At 37.5% G+C, this 20,942-nt stretch carries 14 protein-coding genes; 2 read left to right on the plus strand and 12 right to left on the minus strand.

Going from position 1 to position 20,942, the window contains the following annotated elements:
- Positions 1–155: 155 nt before the first annotated feature.
- From ABXH34_RS09815 to ABXH34_RS09845, 7 genes are all read right to left on the minus strand, one after another.
- Positions 156–1,340, minus strand: coding sequence for an acetyl-CoA C-acyltransferase family protein (locus ABXH34_RS09815; RefSeq protein ID WP_353571701.1), 1,185 nt, complete (start codon positions 1,338–1,340; stop codon positions 156–158).
- Between the two features lie 173 nt (positions 1,341–1,513).
- Positions 1,514–3,847 carry a response regulator gene (locus ABXH34_RS09820; RefSeq protein WP_353571702.1) on the minus strand — a complete coding sequence of 778 codons (2,334 nt, stop codon included), beginning with the start codon at positions 3,845–3,847 and terminating at the stop codon, positions 1,514–1,516.
- 477 nt (positions 3,848–4,324) lie between these two features.
- Positions 4,325–4,747 carry a type II secretion system major pseudopilin GspG gene (gene gspG, locus ABXH34_RS09825; RefSeq protein WP_353571703.1) on the minus strand — a complete coding sequence of 141 codons (423 nt, stop codon included), beginning with the start codon at positions 4,745–4,747 and terminating at the stop codon, positions 4,325–4,327.
- 10 nt (positions 4,748–4,757) lie between these two features.
- The gene (locus tag ABXH34_RS09830) at positions 4,758–5,261 is read right to left on the minus strand and encodes a hypothetical protein (protein WP_353571704.1); all 504 of its coding nucleotides are present in this window, start codon (positions 5,259–5,261) and stop codon (positions 4,758–4,760) included.
- Between the two features lie 55 nt (positions 5,262–5,316).
- Complete coding sequence (locus ABXH34_RS09835; RefSeq protein ID WP_353571705.1) at positions 5,317–6,831, minus strand: hemolysin family protein; 1,515 nt, start codon at positions 6,829–6,831, stop codon at positions 5,317–5,319.
- A 136-nt stretch (positions 6,832–6,967) separates the two neighbouring features.
- Positions 6,968–9,175, minus strand: a complete 2,208-nt coding sequence (locus ABXH34_RS09840) for a secretin GspD/PilQ domain-containing protein (RefSeq protein ID WP_353571706.1) — start codon at positions 9,173–9,175, stop codon at positions 6,968–6,970.
- Between the two features lie 47 nt (positions 9,176–9,222).
- Positions 9,223–10,431 (minus strand): type II secretion system F family protein, encoded by a 1,209-nt coding sequence (locus ABXH34_RS09845; protein ID WP_353571707.1) that lies wholly within the window; start codon positions 10,429–10,431, stop codon positions 9,223–9,225.
- A 401-nt stretch (positions 10,432–10,832) separates the two neighbouring features.
- On the opposite strand from ABXH34_RS09845, the gene ABXH34_RS09850 reads away from it, so the two are divergent.
- Complete coding sequence (locus ABXH34_RS09850; protein WP_353571708.1) at positions 10,833–12,107, plus strand: O-acetylhomoserine aminocarboxypropyltransferase/cysteine synthase family protein; 1,275 nt, start codon at positions 10,833–10,835, stop codon at positions 12,105–12,107.
- A gap of 259 nt (positions 12,108–12,366) precedes the next feature.
- A complete protein-coding gene (locus tag ABXH34_RS09855) occupies positions 12,367–12,837 on the plus strand; it encodes a type IV pilin protein (protein ID WP_353571709.1) in 471 nt (156 codons plus the stop codon).
- A gap of 76 nt (positions 12,838–12,913) precedes the next feature.
- Here the strand turns inward: ABXH34_RS09855 and sthA are convergent, their stop codons facing one another.
- From sthA to gntB, 5 genes are all read right to left on the minus strand, one after another.
- Positions 12,914–14,323 carry a Si-specific NAD(P)(+) transhydrogenase gene (sthA, locus tag ABXH34_RS09860; protein ID WP_353571710.1) on the minus strand — a complete coding sequence of 470 codons (1,410 nt, stop codon included), beginning with the start codon at positions 14,321–14,323 and terminating at the stop codon, positions 12,914–12,916.
- A 155-nt stretch (positions 14,324–14,478) separates the two neighbouring features.
- Positions 14,479–17,064, minus strand: coding sequence for a response regulator (locus ABXH34_RS09865; protein ID WP_353571711.1), 2,586 nt, complete (start codon positions 17,062–17,064; stop codon positions 14,479–14,481).
- Between the two features lie 466 nt (positions 17,065–17,530).
- A complete protein-coding gene (gene vioD / locus ABXH34_RS09870) occupies positions 17,531–18,634 on the minus strand; it encodes a capreomycidine synthase (protein ID WP_353571712.1) in 1,104 nt (367 codons plus the stop codon).
- A gap of 8 nt (positions 18,635–18,642) precedes the next feature.
- Positions 18,643–19,770 carry a histidine decarboxylase gene (locus ABXH34_RS09875; protein ID WP_353571713.1) on the minus strand — a complete coding sequence of 376 codons (1,128 nt, stop codon included), beginning with the start codon at positions 19,768–19,770 and terminating at the stop codon, positions 18,643–18,645.
- Between the two features lie 113 nt (positions 19,771–19,883).
- Entirely contained in the window at positions 19,884–20,849 is a 966-nt protein-coding gene (gntB, locus tag ABXH34_RS09880; RefSeq protein ID WP_353571714.1) for a guanitoxin biosynthesis L-arginine gamma (S) hydroxylase, read from the minus strand.
- Positions 20,850–20,942: the final 93 nt, after the last annotated feature.

The raw sequence follows: 20,942 nt of genomic DNA on the forward strand, positions 1-20,942 counted from the left end.
CTAATTCTTTAATGACAACAGGGCTTGGTCGCCCTGTATCCCGGCTTTCAGCCGCCAAGCCTCTAACCCACCCGTCTTTAGCGGGTGGTTGTTTAGTTCGCAAACATTCAAGCTGATTATAATTCCCCAGATTGACTGAGGAATTATTGGATTAATTAGATGCGTTCAAAAATAGCAGCAATACCTTGACCGCCACCAATACACATTGAAATTAAGCCATAACGGCCGCCTGTACGTTCTAATTCATACAATGCTTTAACCGTAATCACCGCACCTGTCGCGCCAATAGGATGACCTAAAGAAATGCCACTACCATTAGGGTTTACTTTGTCCATAGGCAAACCTAAATCACGAACCACGGCAAGTGCTTGCGCTGCAAATGCTTCATTTAATTCGATAACGTCCATATCTGCAATGGTTAAATTCGCTTTCGCTAAGGCATTACGAATCGCAGGAACAGGGCCAATACCCATATATTTAGGATCAACACCCGCATGGCCATAAGACACTAAACGTGCCATAGGTTTCAAACCTTTTGCTTTTGCAACACCTGCTTCCATCAATACAACAGCCGCCGCCGCATCATTAATACCTGAAGCATTACCCGCAGTTACGCTGCCATCTTTCTTAAACACAGTGCGTAATTTGCCCATACCAGCAACATCAACATCACCGCGAACATGTTCATCAGTATCAAATAATTTTACGCCTTTACGGCTTTTTAATTCAATGGGGATAATTTGCTCTTTAAAATAGCCTTTTTCTATAGCCGCCGCTGCACGTTGATGACTTTCAACCGCTAAGGCATCTTGATCGTCACGTGAAATGCCCCATTTTTCAGCGACATTTTCAGCCGTAACACCCATGTGGCAACCGTCAAATGGATCAGTTAATGCACCAACCATCATATCGACTAATTGACCGTCACCCATACGCTGACCCCAACGAGCACCCGGTAGTGCGTATAACGCACGACTCATATTTTCAGCACCGCCAGCAACTGCCGCGTCAGTATCACCTAGATAAATACATTGCGCCGCAGAAACAATCGCTTGCAAACCACTACCACATAAACGATTTAAGGTATAAGCAGGCGTTTCAATCGGGATACCGCCGTCAACTGCTGCAAACCGTGACAAATACATGTCTTTTGGTTCAGTATGTGCTACGTTACCGAAAACCACTTGACCAATGTCTTTGGCTTCAACTTGAGAACGTTGTAAAGATTCTTTAATGACTAATGAGGCTAATTGTGTTGGTGGGATGTCTTTCAATGAAGCACCATAATCACCGATAGCAGTACGTACACCACTGACTACAACTACGTCACGTTCACTCATAGTATTCTCCTTTGGTTATTTGGGGTTATATCTATACTCTGAGTCAATCAAGCTATGTCACTATGATTAACCCAATAGCATAATATCCATTCATTTTAGTTTATGGTTACTATAAATTAAACTAATCTATTTGCCAAGTTTAATGTGAGCATAAGCTCTTTAGCAATTCTGCTTTATAAGTTTGCTTGCGCTGTCACCATCGGTATCTCATCCATCCAACATTTAATAAGATTTTGTAAAGCTTCCAATTTATATGGCTTACACAAATAATCATCCATACCCATTTCTAAACATTCTTCTCTTGAGCCTTCCATAGCATGAGCAGTCATTGCAATAATAATTTGGCGCGACAATAAGCCCTGTTTTTCACGTTGACGAATCGCGGCTGTTGCTTGATACCCATCTAATATTGGCATTTGACAATCCATTAAAATCAGTGAATAAGCATCATTCTTCAATTTATCTAAGGCTTCCTGTCCATTGTTAGCTATCTCGGCTTGTAAACCTAGACGTTTTAGCATGTTGATAGCCACTTTTTGGTTAAACAGATTGTCTTCAACCAATAAAATAGGCTTTATAGGATGTTGCCCTATTTTTGGTGGCGCATTACAATCAGATAAATAGCGTTGCTGATTCATGGTGTGATGCGTAATCAATTGGCTCGGTGGTGCTTTTTGTAATCCCATCACCAAACTAATCGCCTCATACAAATGGGATTGGCGTACAGGTTTGAGCAAATAAGCAGAAAATCCGACTTTTTGTGCAGTCTCAACATCCCCAGCTTCAGAACGAGAACTCAACATAATCAATCGAGTGCCATCCAGTGAAGGATCATTTTTAATCTTTTGGCTGAGTGTAAAGCCATTAATATGGTCCATTTTCATGTCAATCACAGCAAAATCAAACGCCTGTTTGTGCTCTTTGGCTTGGCTCAGTTCAATTAAGGCTTGGTAGCCATTGCTACAACTGTAGGTATCAATATTCCAATTATGACAATTTTCCTCTAAAACCAAACGATTAATCGAATTATCATCGACAATCAAGCCTCGTAGACCTTTTAGACTATCTCGTTGGGCTAAATTTTGTATTGCTTGCTCCTGCGGATTCTGTAGCTGAATCGTAAACCAAAATACACTCCCTTTATTCAGTTCTGAGCGAACCCCTATTTCACCGCCCATTAGTTCACTCAACTGTTTGCATAATGAAAGCCCTAAACCTGTGCCACCATATTGACGGGTTGTAGAGCTATCTGCCTGAGCAAACGAATTGAAAATATTGATTTGTGCTTCAGGCGCAATCCCAATCCCCATATCTGATACTTCGCAATACAACAACGCGGTATTTGAATTAACAAAACGTTGCTCCATTTTAATTTTGATTTCACCGTGAGCCGTAAATTTAATCGCATTACTCACCAGATTAGTGATAATTTGTTTAAATCGGGTTGGGTCGCCATTCATGAGCCAATCAAGTTGTGTATCACATAACAGGCCTAATTCCAAACCTTTACTATTGGCTTGCTCTGAAAATAAATCCAGCACATCTTCGGCAATTTGACGTGGAATAAAATCAATAGATTCCAAATCCATTTGGCCTGCTTCGATTTTAGAATAATCCAAAATATCGTTAATCAAGGTCAACAAAATATCACTTGATTGGTTAGCAACCTCCAAATATTCATGTTGCTGTGTGGTTAATTTGGTATTCAATGCCAGTGATAACATGCCTAAAACACCATTGAGCGGTGTACGAATTTCATGACTCATATTTGCTAGAAATTCACTTTTTGCCCGATTCGCCTGATTGGCTTGTTCCATTGCTTTAGTAAGCTTTTGATCCTGCTTTTGCAAACGAGAATAAACATGAATAATCAGCACCAGAAAATTGATCGCAACCAGTATGATACCAATGATTTGAATCAGTTGAATCAAAGGGGCTTTAAGACTGGTTTGCTGTTCTAACCTTAATGTCAGCGCATTCATTAAACCAAGTAGTTTGAGATGGTTGGTTTGGACTTGTTTCAGTTGCGGCCATATCTCTGAATTCTCTGAATTAAAAGTGATTTCTGAGATTAAGAACGGTTGTAGCAATTGCGTGTTTGTGATCCATAAACTATTAGCTTGTTGAACCAGTTCTTGAAGTTGCGCTGTCTTCACAGGATATAAGAGAAAATCTTGTCCTGAGGTATCCTTGGTTGTGCCGCCATCTTTAAAGCCTTTGATGGTATTGTTAAATAGGTTAAATGTTTGTTTAAACTCCAATTGAGCGTGCTGGAATGTTGCTTCGTCTTTCTTTTGATAAGCAAGATAAATCAGTGCAACGGCTTTGACCATGCGTTGCGATAACATTCTTTGTCGTCCAGCAATATTAACTGTAATCGTATCATATTGAATATACTGAGATAAAACCCAGCTTGGAATAAGAACGCCAATATCAATACAAACAAATAGCAAGATGGTAATTAATAAAAACCGGTATTTTTTATCAAATAATGTTTTGTAATACATAAATTTTTATGAAGCAAGTTTGGTAAGACTTTACTTCAAAACCTCGCACAAAAATTGGATCGAGAATATTCCTACTTTCTTTGCTCTTAAATAACGAATAATCAATTAAAACAACGCCTCAGACCAGTTTTAGAAAACGCCGCTATTTTAATAAACTGCACATTAAACTTTTTAAAATATTGATTTTATTGTATTTTTAAAAAGATATAAGTTATTGTTAAAAGCCAGTAAGAATATCGTTATTTACTATCCAGGTTGTTTTGATTGCATACTCTTTTCTAAATGAAGGGTTATTATAAATAAAGCTAAGCTGTTATTTTTATATATAATTGAACTTATTTTTAGTTTTTTTAGTTCAGGCTTTTACCTTCAATTCATATTGTTGTAGATAATGCTAATAAATAAGGATTATAGGGATAAATTAAAAAATAGGTAAGGCAATCTGAATATTAGCTGCAAGACTACCTTATGAATTGTCTACTGTAAATTCCAATTACCCCAGTCCTTATTAACCCCATCACCTTCAGGTTGACCATCCGCACCATACGACCAAATATCCATCTCACTATGTAAACCAGGGCTTAAATAATTATAGGTAAATCCCCATGGGTCTTTGGGTGAGCGGTATAAATAGCCACCTTGTTTCCAGTTAGGTGCATCGGGGCTACCTTGTGGTTTTGTGATTAAAGCGTCTAAACCTTGGTCGGTACTTGGATAAATATAATTATCAAGTTTATAAAGATTTAAAGCAGCTTCAATCGCACGAATATCCTGACGTACTTTGGCTTCTCGTGCTATATCTGGATTATTCATGATTTTCGGCACAACTAATGCGGCCAATACCCCTAAAATCACTACAACGACCATGACTTCAATTAATGTAAAACCTTGTTGTTTCATAAACAGTCCTTTAAACCAAAGCAAAAATATACAGCAAAACAACACTGAGCAATGCTAACAATAATGTTGCACCATAGAATAACAACAACGTAAATGAAAACATCACATTCCAATGAGAACCCACCTCAGATTGAAAGCGACTAGCATTTAAACTAAATAAATATTCAGTCGTGTGCATTCGATTGCTAATGACCCAGTCATATAAGTGGCGATATAAGCGGCCTTGGTGCAAGAAATACGCATCGAGTATCCAAAATAAAATCACGGGAATAATCACCAATGGTAACGCATCCACTTGAGTTCGAGCACTAAAAATAATGGCAACTAGCGTGATTGTCCAACCTTTAATTAAAAATGAAGTGCCCGACATGCGCTGCATCACACTTTGAATCAAATCAATTTCTTTGTATAAATCTTTTTTACGATCGGTGTAAACGGCTGACTCAATATCCATTAAATTTACTCTTGGCTCATCACTGTTGGTTTCTGGTTGATCGCTATAATCTTCAATCATATTGTTATCTCTATTTCTACATCTGAAAATCAGGGGTAATGATGTTGGATTAGTGTTATTCGCCTGTTTTATGCTCTTCAATAGTATCAGGAATATCTTCTATAATTGAGCTGTTCTCAACTTCTTGCTCATGATTTGCATCAGTCAATTGTTCAATGTTTTGAGCTTGTTCAATACGCTCTGGCTCTGCTGATGTCGATATGATTTCCAATTCTTCAGGCTCTTGATACAAACCTTTTTTGGCTGCATGAACTCGCGCAATCCGATGTCCATCCATTTTTAACACGGTAAATACCAAATCTTCAATCACCACTTTATCATTTTGTTTAGGCAAGCGGTCTAAATGCCGAAAAATCACACCGCCAACCGTTGTCATACGTGGGTCTTCAATCCCAAATCGAGTTAAATTGTTAAAATCATTTAATTTCATTTCTCCCGGGACTTCATACACATTGTTATCTTCTTCTTGATAATATTCTTGCCCTTTGGCCTCACCCGTAATAGGGCCAAAAATAAAGGTCAGCACATCAGTCAAGGTGACAAAACCTTCAACACCACCAAATTCATTAAGCACAACTGCAGCTCGTACATTGTGTTCTTTGAAAAAATCAAACATTTCATCAACACGCTTGGTTAATGGCACAACCACAGGTGGACGAATAATTTGTTCTAAATTGATTTGAGTTAAATCAGCATTATCTAATACTAAACGCAAAATATCCTCTGCATGGACAAAACCAACCACATTATCACGCTGATTTTTAAACACAGGTACACGTGCATGACGATATTCTTTGAATTTTTTAACCACTTCATCCATTGACATATCAGAGCTAAAAAAGCGGGTTTGAGTCCGTGGGGTCATGATTTCAACCACTTCCACGTCACCTGCTTCCAGTAAATTATAAATCAAGGCTCGTTCTGTTGCATCTAATACACCTTCTTCAGAAACATCTTCAACCAGTGAGCGGAACTCATCTACTTGTAAAATATTTTCACGATCTTTGGCTTCACCCACAATATAGGTTGTGACTCGATCAGCAACAGCCCGAATCGCAGCCCGCAAAGGACTAATCAAACGTATCCACAAATTAAGCGGTTTATAAATCGCAGAACTAAATGCAACAGGCTGGGAAACAGCAACAGTTTTCGGGGTGATTTCACCAAATAATAAAAGTAAGGGCACCATCACAAAAATGTTAATCCAGAAGGCTTCGTCTCCATCACCATATAAAATCACCAAAATACCCGCCATATTGGCAGAAGCCGCAATATTGACTAATTCATTGCCACATAAAATGGAAATAATCAGGCGACGGGGTTGGTCAAGTAAAGCATGAATGGTTTCAGAACTGGAGTGTTGTTTTTTACGTAAATGTTGTAAATCTAAACGGGAGAGGGAAAATAAAGCACTTTCTGAACCTGCAAAAAAACTTGAACTCAGTAATAAAAATACTTGTAATCCTAGGCGAAAAATAACTTCAGATTCAAATAACAGTGCAGTATCGAATGCTAAAATTTGATACGTCTGCAACCAGAAAGCTTGAAGATAATTAGAGATTGCATCCATAGTTTTTTTTGTTCTAAGGCGAGAGGCACTATTTATAACAAGTCATTATGACATGGCAGTGAAGTGCTGACCGAATGCGGCTGATTCAAATAGCAGTCTGACTGGCAATCTATTAAATTACCAGCCTTAAGACTATTTATCGATACAAATTATTGTAATTTTCTTGACTATATTGTTGTGTGAAATGATTAAAATTCATATCATTTTCTAAAAATAAGGAATCAACCAAATTCATTTGTGATTGAAACTGTTTTAATATTGGATCATTGTTGAGTTCTGGATTTACAATTTGTGGCACAATAATTAACACTAATTCAGTCCTTGTATTTTCATCAGAAGTAGAAGAAAACAAAGGTCTTAGCTTAGTTTTTCGTAAAAAAGGCAACCCTGAATTACCATATTTGCCATCATCTTGGATTAAGCCACCAATCACAATCGCGGTTGCATCACGTATCACCACATTAGTTTCAATTTTACGTTGCGAGAATGCTGGATATTGCTGATTCGCTCTCGACGTATCAATCTGTGACACTTCTTGGGACACTTTCATATTAATAATGCCATCATCGTTAATACGTGGAGTCACTTTTAAAATAATACCTGTATCTCGATACTGCACTTCGTTAGAGGTATAACCCGTTGTTATACTTGAAGAAGTACTGGTATTGGTACGGGTGATCACAGGCTCATTTGTACCTACATTGATCGATGCCTCTTCATTGTTACGCACTAAAATCGAAGGACGCGATAATAAAGATACGCTACCATCTGAATCAACTAAATTAAGCAATGCTGTGATATCACCAGAGAAGTAATTGAGTATCAAACCACCAGCATCACTAGTACTATCAACGCCAAAATTCGTTCTAACATTACTTTGTGTTGCCCCACCATTACTATCCACCCCAAATCGATTAATTAAAGCAGTCCAGTCAATGCCAAATTTAGTTGTTTCTGTTAATGTCACTTGGGCAATCACCACATTAACCATCACTTCTTTGGGAACACGGTCTAACATACGAATGGTTTCAAGTAATTGTTGATAATCGCGCGGTGTTGCACGAATCAATAAACTATTGGTCTTTTCATCCGCCACGATATTGACTGTTAACTCAGCCGATACGGCAATTGAACTTCTATCTTTAGTTTCACCCCGTTCTTTTTCTAAAGCCGCTTTATTATCTGAGACTTGTAACGGTAACTGACCGTTAGGCAATGTTGAATCAAGCTCATCTTTTTTCTTCACTTCTTCATCTTTCTTGTCATCTTGCTCAAATACATCACTTAAAGTCGCAGCCAATTCTTTTGCTTCAAGATTTTTAACCCGATAAATAAAGATTTGTTCGATACTTTCATCGCTTTGCTCATCAAGTACATTGAGCCACATTTCAACTTCTCTAAAGCCACCTTTAGGCGGTGCAACAATCAAAATCGCGTTAATACGTTCTAAAGCAATCACTTGATAAGCAGGCGCACTACCCATCACCGCTTGTAAAATTTGATCTAATTCGGCTTTAATTTCTGACGCTTTGGAGTTTTGCAAACGAAATAAACGAATGCCTCGATGTACAAAAGGATCAGCATCAATAATTTTAATTAAACGATTCACTCGGTCTAAAACCGTTGGCGTGGTGATAATACCAATAATATTGAGATTGGCTAAATTAAGAATACGTCCTTGTGGCTGAATCATCGGTGTAATGGCCGCACTGGCAGATTCTGCTGTAATATAACGCAACGGGGTAATTTGCAAAACTTGAGATGAATCACCTTTACCACTTAATTTCAAACCAATCGTCCCAGGTAAACCGCTACCCGCACCGATTTTTTTCAAATAATACACACCGCCACGTTTTTCCATGGTAATGCCAGATTCTGATAATAAGAGCTGTAACAATGGCCACAAATCTTGTTTACGCAAATCTTTACCATCAGCAGTACGCATCGTGATTTTTTCTGCACCAATCGTAGTATCAACTACAATACTAATACCCATCGTATCAGCAATGATTTGTACCACATCACGCAACGGCACTTGTTCAAAATTAAATTTAAGTGGCTGTCCTGCTTTTAAACTAAATTTGGGTGGTTTTTCCGTGCTGGTTTTTATCGTGGGTAGAGAACCAATTTGATTAATTTCTCTTAGTGGCTCAACTTTAGTCTTGGGTAATGCCGTGATCGGTGAATCGCTGGATATGGTATTCGTCACGGAGGGCATTTCTTGTTGCAAATGTGTGCTAGCAACATCTAAAGCTGATCTGGGAGCTACTTTTTTAGGCGGCGTGGCGCAAGAGGCCAGTAAACCTGTGAGTAAAATTAAACTTGTGAGTGATTTAAAAGACATGCGGTATATGAAATCCATTAGGCATAATTGTTTGTTCAAATAATACATTAAAGCTGTACATCAGTGATACTGAAAATTGCAGAAAGCATAATAATTACAATTGCACCAACCACAACCCCAAGTATTAAAATTAATAACGGTTCAGCTAAGGCAACTAAGCGAGATGTTTGTTGTTTAACATTGGTATCAAAAGTTTCAGCTAATTTTTCTAAAATATCAGCAGTACGGCCAGATTCTTCACCCACCACAACAAGCTGTGCGAGTAATGTAGGGAATGTCCCGGTATTAATTAAAGACTTGCCTAAGCTTGCACCACTACGCACGGCCTCTTCTACTTGGCCTAAACTTTTGTTAACCACTTCGTTTTCCATCACTCCACGTGCAATGTGTAACGCTTTTAGCAAGGGAATGCCTGCGCTCAATAGTGAACCTAAAGTTCGACAAAAACGTGAAGATTCTGCATCCAGCAATAAATTTCCAAACAAGGGTAAAGACAATAAAAATTTATCACGTTGAAATCGCAATTCGCTGCTACTATCCAAATGCCTCCAACCTAACCAGACAATAACAGGCAAAAACAATAACGTCCAACCGTAAGCCTTTAGCCATTCACTAGTATTGAGTAAAAAAGCCGCTGAGCTGGGCATACTAGTTCCCATGTCTTCAAACATTTGGGCAAACTGCGGTACAACAAATACCATTAACATACCGACACTAAGTACACCAACGGCAAGTAAGATCATTGGGTAAATCATCGATGAAATAACGGTACGTTTTGCTTCATCAGCACTGGCTAGAAAGTTGGCTAATTTAGGTAACAATTTCTCTAAAATACCGCCTTCTTCTCCAGCATGAACCATGTTGATATACATACGTGAAAAGGTTTGAGGATGATTTTGTAACGCATCCGCAAGACTTTTGCCTTCTTTGACATTTGTGCGCAAATCCACGATCAATTGCTGCAATGCAGGTTTGGCTGTAATGCCTTCCAATAGTATTAAAGCCCGATCAATTGGAATTCTGGCTTCAACCAGTGTGGTCAAGCCATCGGTAAAATCAATTAAATCACGGTTGCTGATTTTGCTGCCACCAAAACTTAATACGTTCCCTTCTTCTTCAGCCTGTTCCTCAATTTTTAGCGGAATCAATTGCTGACTTTGTAAAGAAAGCACTACAGCCTGTTCATTTTCTGCGGTCAATTGACCATATTGGATATTGCCTTCAATGTCACAGGCTTGATATTCGTACTTGTGCACAATATTTCTCTTTGTTAATCAAGCTTGCTTGAGATGATGTCATAACAAAAAATGCCATTTAGTCCCAGCTCTATAAAAAACGATTAATAATTGCAGCGCATTGTAGCAAATTGTGTGGTTATGTGATAACAACGTATTCAATATTATGCTAAATGCGGGTGTTATATCACCATTATTTAGAGATGGCTTTAGCCCCTTATTGACTCTAACCTCCATTGCTTATGCTATGGCTTACTGTTATTTTCCGTAATCTTGATTCCGCAAAGTATATCGCTTATTTTTGCGTAAGGTGAGATTATAAATATTTATCTCCCTCTCCAGACATTTTATAATAAGTTGCAGCAATTGATAATGCGTTATAGTTGATTGCACATTGCTAATCGAAAAAAGGATAATAACAAATGAAGTTAGAAACGCTTGCCATTCATGGAGGATACTCACCCGACCCGACGACTAAATCGGTTGCGGTGCCCATTTACCAAACGACCTCGTATGCATTTGATGATACACAGCATGGGGCAGATTTATTTGATCTAAAAGTACCTGGCAATATCTATACTCGGATTACAAACCCAACCAATGATGTATTGGAAAAACGGGTCGCCGCAATGGAAGATGGGATTGCAGGTCTAGCCTTAGCATCAGGCATGTCAGCCGTTACTTATGCGATTATGACTATTGCAACAGCAGGTGAAAATATTGTCACGTCAAGTACCTTATATGGTGGCACATATAATTTATTTGCTCATACTTTCCCACAATACGGTATCAATGTGCGTTTTGCAGATTATAAGGATATTGATAGCTTTGCCAAGTTAATTGACAGCAATACAAAAGCGATTTTCTGCGAATCTATCGGCAATCCATTGGGTAATGTGGTTGATATTCAAGCCTTAGCTGATTTGGCTCACTCGCATGGTTTGCCATTAATTGTAGACAATACTGTACCTACTCCTTATTTGTGTAAACCGTTTGAATTTGGAGCTGATATTGTTGTTCATGCGCTTACAAAATATATGGGTGGTCATGGTAATAGTCTTGGCGGGATGATTGTCGATTCTGGCAAGTTTCCATGGGCTGAACATGGTAAAAAATTCCATCGCTTAATTGAGCCTGATGTGTCTTATCATGGTGTGTCATATACGGAAGAATTTGGTGCAGCAGCTTATATTGCCCGTGCACGTGTTGTTCCTTTACGTAACATGGGTTCTGCAATGTCACCATTCAATGCGTTCTTACTATTACAGGGGATAGAAACGCTTTCTGTGCGGATGGATAGACACTGTGATAATGCTTTAACCGTTGCAAAATACTTAAATGAGCATCCGCTAGTATCTTGGGTGCAATATGCTGGTTTAGACGATAATCCAAGTAAGCCATTAGTTGATAAATATATGGGTGGTCGAGCATCAAGCATTTTAAGTTTTGGGGTTAAAGGTGGACTTGAGGCAGGATCGAAATTTATTGATGCGCTACAATTAATCATTCGTTTGGTTAATATTGGTGATACACGTTCATTGGCTTGTCATCCTGCAACAACGACTCACCGACAATTATCACCAGAGGAACTACAAAGAGCAGGAGTGTCTGAGGATATGATTCGCTTATCTATCGGTATAGAACATATTGATGATATTATGGCTGATATAGACCAAGCTTTGAACGCAGCTAAATAAGCATAAAACGCGATTAAATACTGCGCGAAACTTGAGTTCGTGCTGTTTCTAGGTTAGACTAAAAACATATAGCCAATCCTCATTTACCGAGATAGTGTAGAGCGGTCATTTAACTCTACACTTTTTTTGTGCCTATCATTTCAATCTCTACCAAATAAATCCAGCCTATCGTCATTTTTTAATCACGCCTTGCTATTGCTGCGAATTAAATATTCAATATAATATTGAAACCTGTTACTTTTTCTCTGGAGTCCATACCATGTATAAACCATCAAAAGGCTTTACACTGATTGAGCTGATGATTGCAGTGGCAATTATGGCCATCTTAGTTGCGATTGCTGTTCCTAATTATACTAGCTACCTTGTTAAATCACGTCGTGCTGATGCCAAAACATCTTTGATGACGATTGCTCAATTACAAGAGACCTATTTTGCTGATAACAATTCTTATGCCGATGGTCAGGGTACTGCTCCATTTAACACGCTACGTGCTAAACGTGAGGGATTTGAGCTTGTAGACGGTGCTTATCGTTCTAAGGAAGGTTATTACAAATTGGACTTTAAAAAGGCGAGTGCTACTTATTTTGAGGTAAGAGCAACACCTATCGATATGCAAGCACAAGGCGAGGATGATTTAGGTAACACCTGCAATGTGTTTTTACTTGATTCTCGTGGTAAGAAAAATATTGAACTTGCACCATCTGCAAATGCACAAGATTGTTGGAACTAAGCTATATTCTCAAGTTGAGGCTGTGTGAACACCAAAAATCATTTTTACAGCCTCAGTTTGAAACTCACTTCAAATCTCAAGAAATACCATACACTCGATTATAACCATTTAACGCAGCGACTCGATAAGCCTCTCCCATGGTTGGATAATTAAATGTAGTGTTAATAAAGTACATTAAGGTATTTGCCTCACCTTTTTGAGCCATAATCGCTTGCCCAATATGTATAATTTCAGCAGCATCACGACCAAAACAGTGAATACCTAAAATTTCTAAGGTTTCACGGTGAAATAACACTTTCAACATACCCACTGTATGACCGGTAATCTGTGCTCTAGCCAAACTTTTGAAGAATGAATGACCTACTTCATAAGGCACTTGTTCAGAAGTTAATTCAGCTTCAGTACGTCCTATGGAGCTAATCTCAGGACTGGTGTAAATACCTGTAGGAATGTGTTCAACTAAACTATATTCACATTCACCATTAACAATATGGGTGGCAGCAAAACGGCCTTGGTCATAAGCAGCGCTGGCTAAGCTTGGATAACCCACAATATCGCCAACAGCATAAATATGCGGAATAGAAGTCTGGTAATTTTCATTTATTTCAATCTGACCGCGACTATTCATTGCCAAATCAATATCTTCTAAACCTATATTTTGTGAATTACCGCTACGACCATTGGCAAATAAGAAAAATTCAGTTTGAATCTGTTTGCCTGATTTTAAGCGAATGATTACATTTTCATCAGTTGCTTCAACAGAATCGTAGGTTTCATTATGTCGAATCACCGTACCTTGTTGGCGTAAGTGATAACTTAAAGCGTCACTGATTTCATCATCTAAAAACGATAACAAACGGTCACGGGTATTGATTAAATTAACTTTAACGTCTAAACCTCTGAATATAGAAGCATATTCACTACCAATGACACCTGCTCCATAGATAGTGATAGATTTAGGTGTTTGTTGAAGATTTAAAATAGTATCGCTGTCATGAATACGAGAATGGCTAAAGTCAATATTATTAGGACGATAAGGGCGTGAACCTGTTGCAACAACAAAAGATGGTGCTTGATAGCGTTCTCTTGCACCGTTAGATTGTTGAATTTCAATGGTATTTTTATCAATAAAACGTGCATGGCCTGAGATGATGTCAATCTGGTTGCGCTCATAAAAACCTTTACGCATTTTGGCTTGTTTAGAAATAACGCCTTCAGCAGATTTAAGTAATTCAGGATATTGGACATCAAGTTGGGATACTGCACCTTCAAACAGAGGATTGTTTTTAAAGGCAACTAGTCGTTGTACTGCATGACGTAAAGATTTACTAGGAATAGTGCCCCAATGCGTGCACCCACCGCCTACTTTATGATATTTTTCGACAATGGCAACATGATAACCTTCTTTGGCACACTTAACTGCAGCTCCTTCTCCACCAGGGCCACTTCCAATTACAATAACATCATACTGTTTAATTTTACTCATAGGCAGCCATCCATTAATATCCCTAATGGGAGTCAAAAATAATAATTATACATGATATTGCCTTTTATATAAATCACTTGTGACGCATAAAAAATGATTGTCTTAGTTTAGCCATAAAGGTTATTGCTGGTTATTAGTTTACCAATAAATATAAGCTATTGGCTGGTATTATTCTCTATTTTGGCTATTAAATGTTGAACTTCATCTAATAAATCTTCTTTTTGGTAATAATCTTTCATAAATACAATTTTTGCTTGGTCATTAAGCTGTACACGTTCTTCAGCAGTTAAATCTTTTGCAGTCAATACAATTACAGGAATATTATGCCAAATACGGTTTTGGCGGATGCGACTTAAAAACTCAAACCCATCCATTTTAGGCATGAGTAAATCTAATAAAATTAAATTAGGAATTTGCTTTTCTAATAAATCCAATGCTTCATAACCATTACCTGCACATACAACATTGCCGCCTTCTTTTTGAATTAAGGCCTCTAACATTGATTGAGCTAATTTATCATCATCAACCACAAAAACAGTATATTCTTCTTGATGTTCAACATAATATTTGCTGAGCAATTGCTTTAAATGTTTCGAATTAATCGGCTTTACTAAATATTCCGCTGCACCCAGAGAAAATCCAACATTTTGTTGTTCTAACATGGAAATGATAATAACAGGGATATTACTTAATTCGTCGTCGACTTTTAGCATTGATAACACGGTCCAGCCATCCATTTCAGGCATCATCACATCTAAAATAATCACATCTGGAGAATATTGATACGCAAGCTTTAAGCCCTGTTCGCCTGATGCGGCAGTTAAAACCTGATGGCCTAATTGAGTTAATTGATAGTGTAAATATTCCCGCACGCTGGCATCATCATCAATCACCAACACCCGATTAGCACCATTGAGAATATTGTGCTGAGTCTCTAATTTTTTTTCTAATTCTTCATAGTGAATAGGGGTTTGCACAAAGAAAGTAGTCCCTTTGTCATGCTCACTTTCAAAACTGATATTTCCCCCCATCATTTCAGCAAAACGTTTACTAATAACTAGTCCTAGACCCGTACCACCATACTTACGAGTGGTAGATGCATCGGCTTGGCTGAATGCTTTAAACATCTTGGATTTTTGGTCTTCCGTGAGGCCAATACCTGTGTCTGAAACCTCTAAATGCAGCCAGTCTCCACCTTCACTACTTTGTTTTGTAGCATTGATTGATACAACACCACCATGGGTAAATTTTGAGGCATTACTCAGCAAATTAAATAAAATTTGGCGTAACTTGGTTAAATCTGCAAACATCTCCCCTAAATTTTCAGGGCAATCAACTTCTAGTGTGTTACTATTTTTTATAATTAATGGCTGAACCGTAGACACCACATCTTTGACTAATTGCTTAATAGAAAATGTTTCATTGTAGATTTCCATTTTGCCTGCTTCAATTTTGGATATATCCAATACATCATTGATTAAATTCAGCAAATGGTCACCCGCCGAATGAATTTTACCTAAATCATCAACAAAATTATCGAGTCCTTCATCTTCAGCATCCTCTTTGAGCATTTCACTGTAGCCTAAAATTGCATTCAGAGGCGTACGTAATTCATGGCTCATATTAGCTAAAAATTGGCTTTTGGTTTGATTAGCATCTTCGGCAGATTCTTTTGCCCATTTTAAAGCTTCTTCTGCTTGTTTTTGCTCAGTAATATCGGTGATAAAACCTTCAATTGCTATAATTCTACCTTGCTCATTAAAAATGCCCTGTGCTTGTTCCCAGACCCAACGCTCTAAACCTGTATGGCTAATAATACGATAGATGTTTTGGAACGGCTCTGGCTTTTGTAAACGTTTATAGAAGGTTTTTTCAAGTGTTTTGCGATCTTCAGGATGGATTAATTGTCCAAATATTTTTTGGCGGTTTCCAATAAAATATTGTGGCTGATAGCCTGTTAAACCAATACAACCTTGACTGACAAACTCGATAACCCAATGTCTATTACTGTAATTACAACGATAGACCATACCAGGTAAATTACCCATTAAAGTCGCAAGGGTACGCTGGCTTTCAAGGAGTGCTTTTTGGGCTTTTTTGACAGGGCGACCAAAATAATCACTTAAAAAATAAATTAAGACAATTGAGATAATCGACAGCACAATAATAAGGACGGTTAAATAAACCACACCTTCATCCAATGCAGCTTGTTTTTCCTGCATAGAAATACCAATCCGAATTACACCTTTAACTTTTTTTCGATAGCCTGTTTTATAAGGTAAAGCAATTTCTTTGACTGTTTGCTGCTCATAATATAAAGTTTGGATAATAGATTGATTTTGCTCGATACTTTTAAGTGCATTAGACATTGCATCATCATCAAGCTTTTGCCCGTTATAATCGCTATTACTATGAGCAATCACTTTGTTGGTTTTATTATTCACCACCATCAAATACGTAATATTTGGCTCTTTTTCTACAATTTCCTCAATTAATAAACGGATATGATGTTTCCCTGAAAAGCTGACGCTGCTCAGGGAATCTTGCATCGTGTGGGCAATAATTTCGGCTAGCTTATCTTCTTGCTCAGAAAAAACTTGATGGTAATACTTTGTTCCAACTGCAAAAATGGTAAACATTAATACAAGCACTAATGCCCCAAAAGCCAATGTCATGTTACGATCAATACTTTTGAGAGGGCGGGTATATTCTTGTAGGAGGTTTTTTTGAGATAAGTGCATAATATTTTCTTATAGATTTATCTGCATAATTCATTTTAGCACTTTTCAATACTTTGTAATGCAACAAAAAGTATTGTCTTTCGCAATACAATTGTTAGATGTCATTATGGATTAAATCAATACTTTGAATTACTAACTGTAGGTGAGGAGGCCAAAAGCAATATAAATATAGAAAACAGAATCAACAAAGTTTTAAACCCTCACATTTCCATATTCTAAATTATTAAGGAATGTTTTCAATCATAATATTTATTATGCTGAATTATGAAATAGAATAAACCATTCTGAAGTAAGATATTATTTTTGTCAAAATATTCAAAATATTCAAAATATTCAAAATATTCAAAATATTCAAAATATTCAAAATATTCAATATCGAGAATGAATCTATTTTGGTTTTAAAAGCTTGTTTTTCATATTAAGAACATTTTCAAATATTGCAGACTAAAAAGAGTTATAGCACTGGTTATTTTTGTATAAAATGCGAAAGTCGTTCCAAGCCTGCTTGTAATTTATCGGTGGCTGCACCGAAACCTAAACGCACATGTTGTTGATGACCAAAGCAAGTACCGGGAGCGAGCAATATATTTTCCTGAGCCATCAGAGTACGACAAAATTTTTCAATATCAGTGACTTGAATAAAGCGTGGAAAACTACTTACGCCGCCTTTTGGAGGAATCCATTGAACATGATTTTGATGAGCATCCATCCAAGCATTCAAGATTGAAAAATTAGTTTCTGCCTGTTGTTGACGTAAATTGACCAATACTTCAGCATTTTGCATCACATGAGTTGCAATGCCATCAATTAGTGGAGAAAGGCAAATCGTAATATAATCTCGCCAATGTACACATTTAGATAAAACATCATCTGGTGCAAATGCCCAGCCAACCCGTATTCCCGGTAAACCATAGGCTTTGGATAATGTGCCAAGAGAAATGGTTTTTTCATATAATTGGTGAAAGTCCTGTAATGGCTCAGCGTAATTAATGTCGATAAAGACCGCATCCCAAACTAAATAAGCATCTGTTTTTGAAACCAGCTCAACCAAGTCTTTTTGCTGTTGATGGCTTAGCGATGCACCTGTTGGATTATGTGGGAAATTAATCACCACCATACGGGTTTTGTCAGTCAATAAATCAGCTAAAGCATTTAAGTCTGGCTCAAATTTATCTTCAAAACGCAAATGCCAATCTTTGACTTTACAACCAATAGAAGCCGCAATTTGGCGTAACGCAGGATAACAAGGCTCAACAACGACAATTTCATCTCCTGCTTTAAGCAATGCATTCATTAATAAAAAAATTACTTCACTTGAACCATTGCCCACCATGACATTTTGTGCCGAACCATTATAATAATCCGCAATCGCATGGCGTAATGGCTCACTGCCTAAAGCAGGGCTATCATGAAAAACCAAATCATCAAATGCACTTAAATCCAGTCCAATTAACTGCTTAAGCTCAGCAACCGAAAAATCTTCAACACCGCTGCTGCTGAGATCGTATTGTGCATCAAAATAATATTCACGTAACCAGTATTCTAAAAGTGCCGGTGCAATCGTTGGCATAATGATTCCTATAAGTAAGTAGTTGCTTGACGAACATCATCAAGAAATTCTTTAATTTTTTCTTCATCAAAATGTTGCATCACGACAATATGAGCACGACCATCTTTAAGCGCTAATTGCCATTTTTGACATAGTGATTTGGCAGGCTGAGGAAAAACAACCGTATTAGAAAATGAATTTAACTGGGTTTCAAAACCTAAACTATTTAGAGCTTGTTGTAAATATTGTGCTCGTTGTATGCAGGCTTTTGCCTCAGCAGCTAATGGACGGGTTTTAATCGCATACCATAAACACAAAGCTCCTAAACCATTACGTACCCCAAGAATGGTACTATCTTGACAGCCAATATAATCAACTTGTCTGCTCACTTTATTACTGATTTCAGGGTGACTGAGTACAACGCCGTGTGGAATAGGTGCGCCAATAAACTTATTACCACTGACCGCTAAACTATGGATAGGGTATTTTTTAAAACTAAGCTGGGGCGCATTATCAAGAAAGGGCAATAACATTCCACTCAACGCAGCATCACAATGTATATAAAATTGATTAGGGTGATGTTCCAATAAGTGGCACACACGCTCAATATCATCAATTGCCCCATCCATTGTTGTACCAATATTAAGGTTAACAATCGCGGGTTTATCTACATTTTGGGCTAATTTCTGTGCTAATACTTCACAATCCATTTCTCCATTTGCTAATGTAGGAATAATGATAAAAGGTATTTTCATCATATAAGCCGCTTTGGGGATAGAATAATGGCTTGCTTCCGAAAAATATAAAACCCCATCTGGACAATGTTCCCGACCTATAAACATGCCATGAAAATTGCCTTCTGTGCCACCACTGGTCACATAACCCCAACAAGGATCAAGTTCATATAATTTGGCAAACCACTCGACGGCCTCTCGCTCAAAATCCTTAGAATGTAGCGACCAATCTGTTTGTACAAAAGGGTCACCGGCATTAATAATCGAATATTTAAAAAATTTTGTTAATGCACTGTAGTCATAATTCAAATTATCAGGATAACCAGCATAGTGTTGTGCTGCTTGCTGAATCTGTAGCTCAAAGGCTGCTAAACGTGAATGAACTTCAGACGACAACGTAGAATCAGGGAAATGCTGAGACATGTTGATATGGGCTTTATGGTGGGTAAAAAATTAAGATAACATGCAAATGATGTAACCAATAATAGAGGCTAATGACTTTAATTGTGTGCTTAACCTCTATTTTTAAATATTAATTAGCTAACTGCTTGTTTACAATGGTTTTGGGCATAAGATAGGATGCTAGGGCTTGTATTATCTGACCAAATAATCCCCCCTGTTTCTTCATTATGTTTAGCATAGCTTTCATCTTGCATTAAGGCTTTATGTGCTTTGGGCAAATTCCAAAACGGAATAGTTGGGAATAAATGGTGAATTAAATGATAATTTTCATTGTGCATACCCGTGAAAAACAGCTCAACTGGATGGCTATGACGGTTACGACTCATATATAAATTAGTATCATTTCCCATCAATGGATAATGTTCACTTAATTCGATAAACCAGCCAATAATTTGAAATGAGCTCAAGTAAGGCACTAACCAGAATAAAATAAGATACTCACCAACACCCATATAAATGCTTGCCGCCGTAATAACACCCCATAACAGTAACATTGCAAATAATTCAGATTGTCTCTTTTCTTCAAATAATCGGCGTACTAATAATGATTGTAAATAACTCGGGACTTTGGCTAATAATAACGGTGAGAAAATATATTTTTTACGGAAATTAGAGATGGTGTTATTTTCATATAATCCCTCACTTAAAGCATATTTATAATCAGGGTCTTTTTCAGGGTCTCCAAAATGAGCATGATGCTCATGTACATGGGATTTTTTGTAGGAGGTCATGGTTTGGAAAATTAAATAGCCTGATAAATAAGTGCCCATGATGTAATTAAGGGTTGAATTCTTTGCAATTGCGCCGTGAGCAGATTCATGCAATACCGTAGCTAAAGCCCTTTGACGAGAACCAATCATTAAAACAGCAAGCGGGTAAAAATACCAAGAAAAATACAGTGTAATAAAAACAGCAATGGCAACCACAAGTATATCTTCAATAAATGCTAGCCAACAGTGCCAATTATCTAAGACTAATAAAGATTTAAGTTCTTTCTTAATCTTGTCAGAAAACTTGTATCTAGTAATGTCTTTGCGCATGCTAGATTACCTCTCTTTTTAAAATTAAAATGGTTCACTACATTAATTTTTTTCGTAATTCTGGTTTCAATAAAAACAAGGGTAAGCCCCTGT

The sequence above is a fragment of the Candidatus Albibeggiatoa sp. nov. BB20 genome, assembly GCA_016744725.1.
Taxonomy (GTDB): domain Bacteria; phylum Pseudomonadota; class Gammaproteobacteria; order Beggiatoales; family Beggiatoaceae; genus Albibeggiatoa.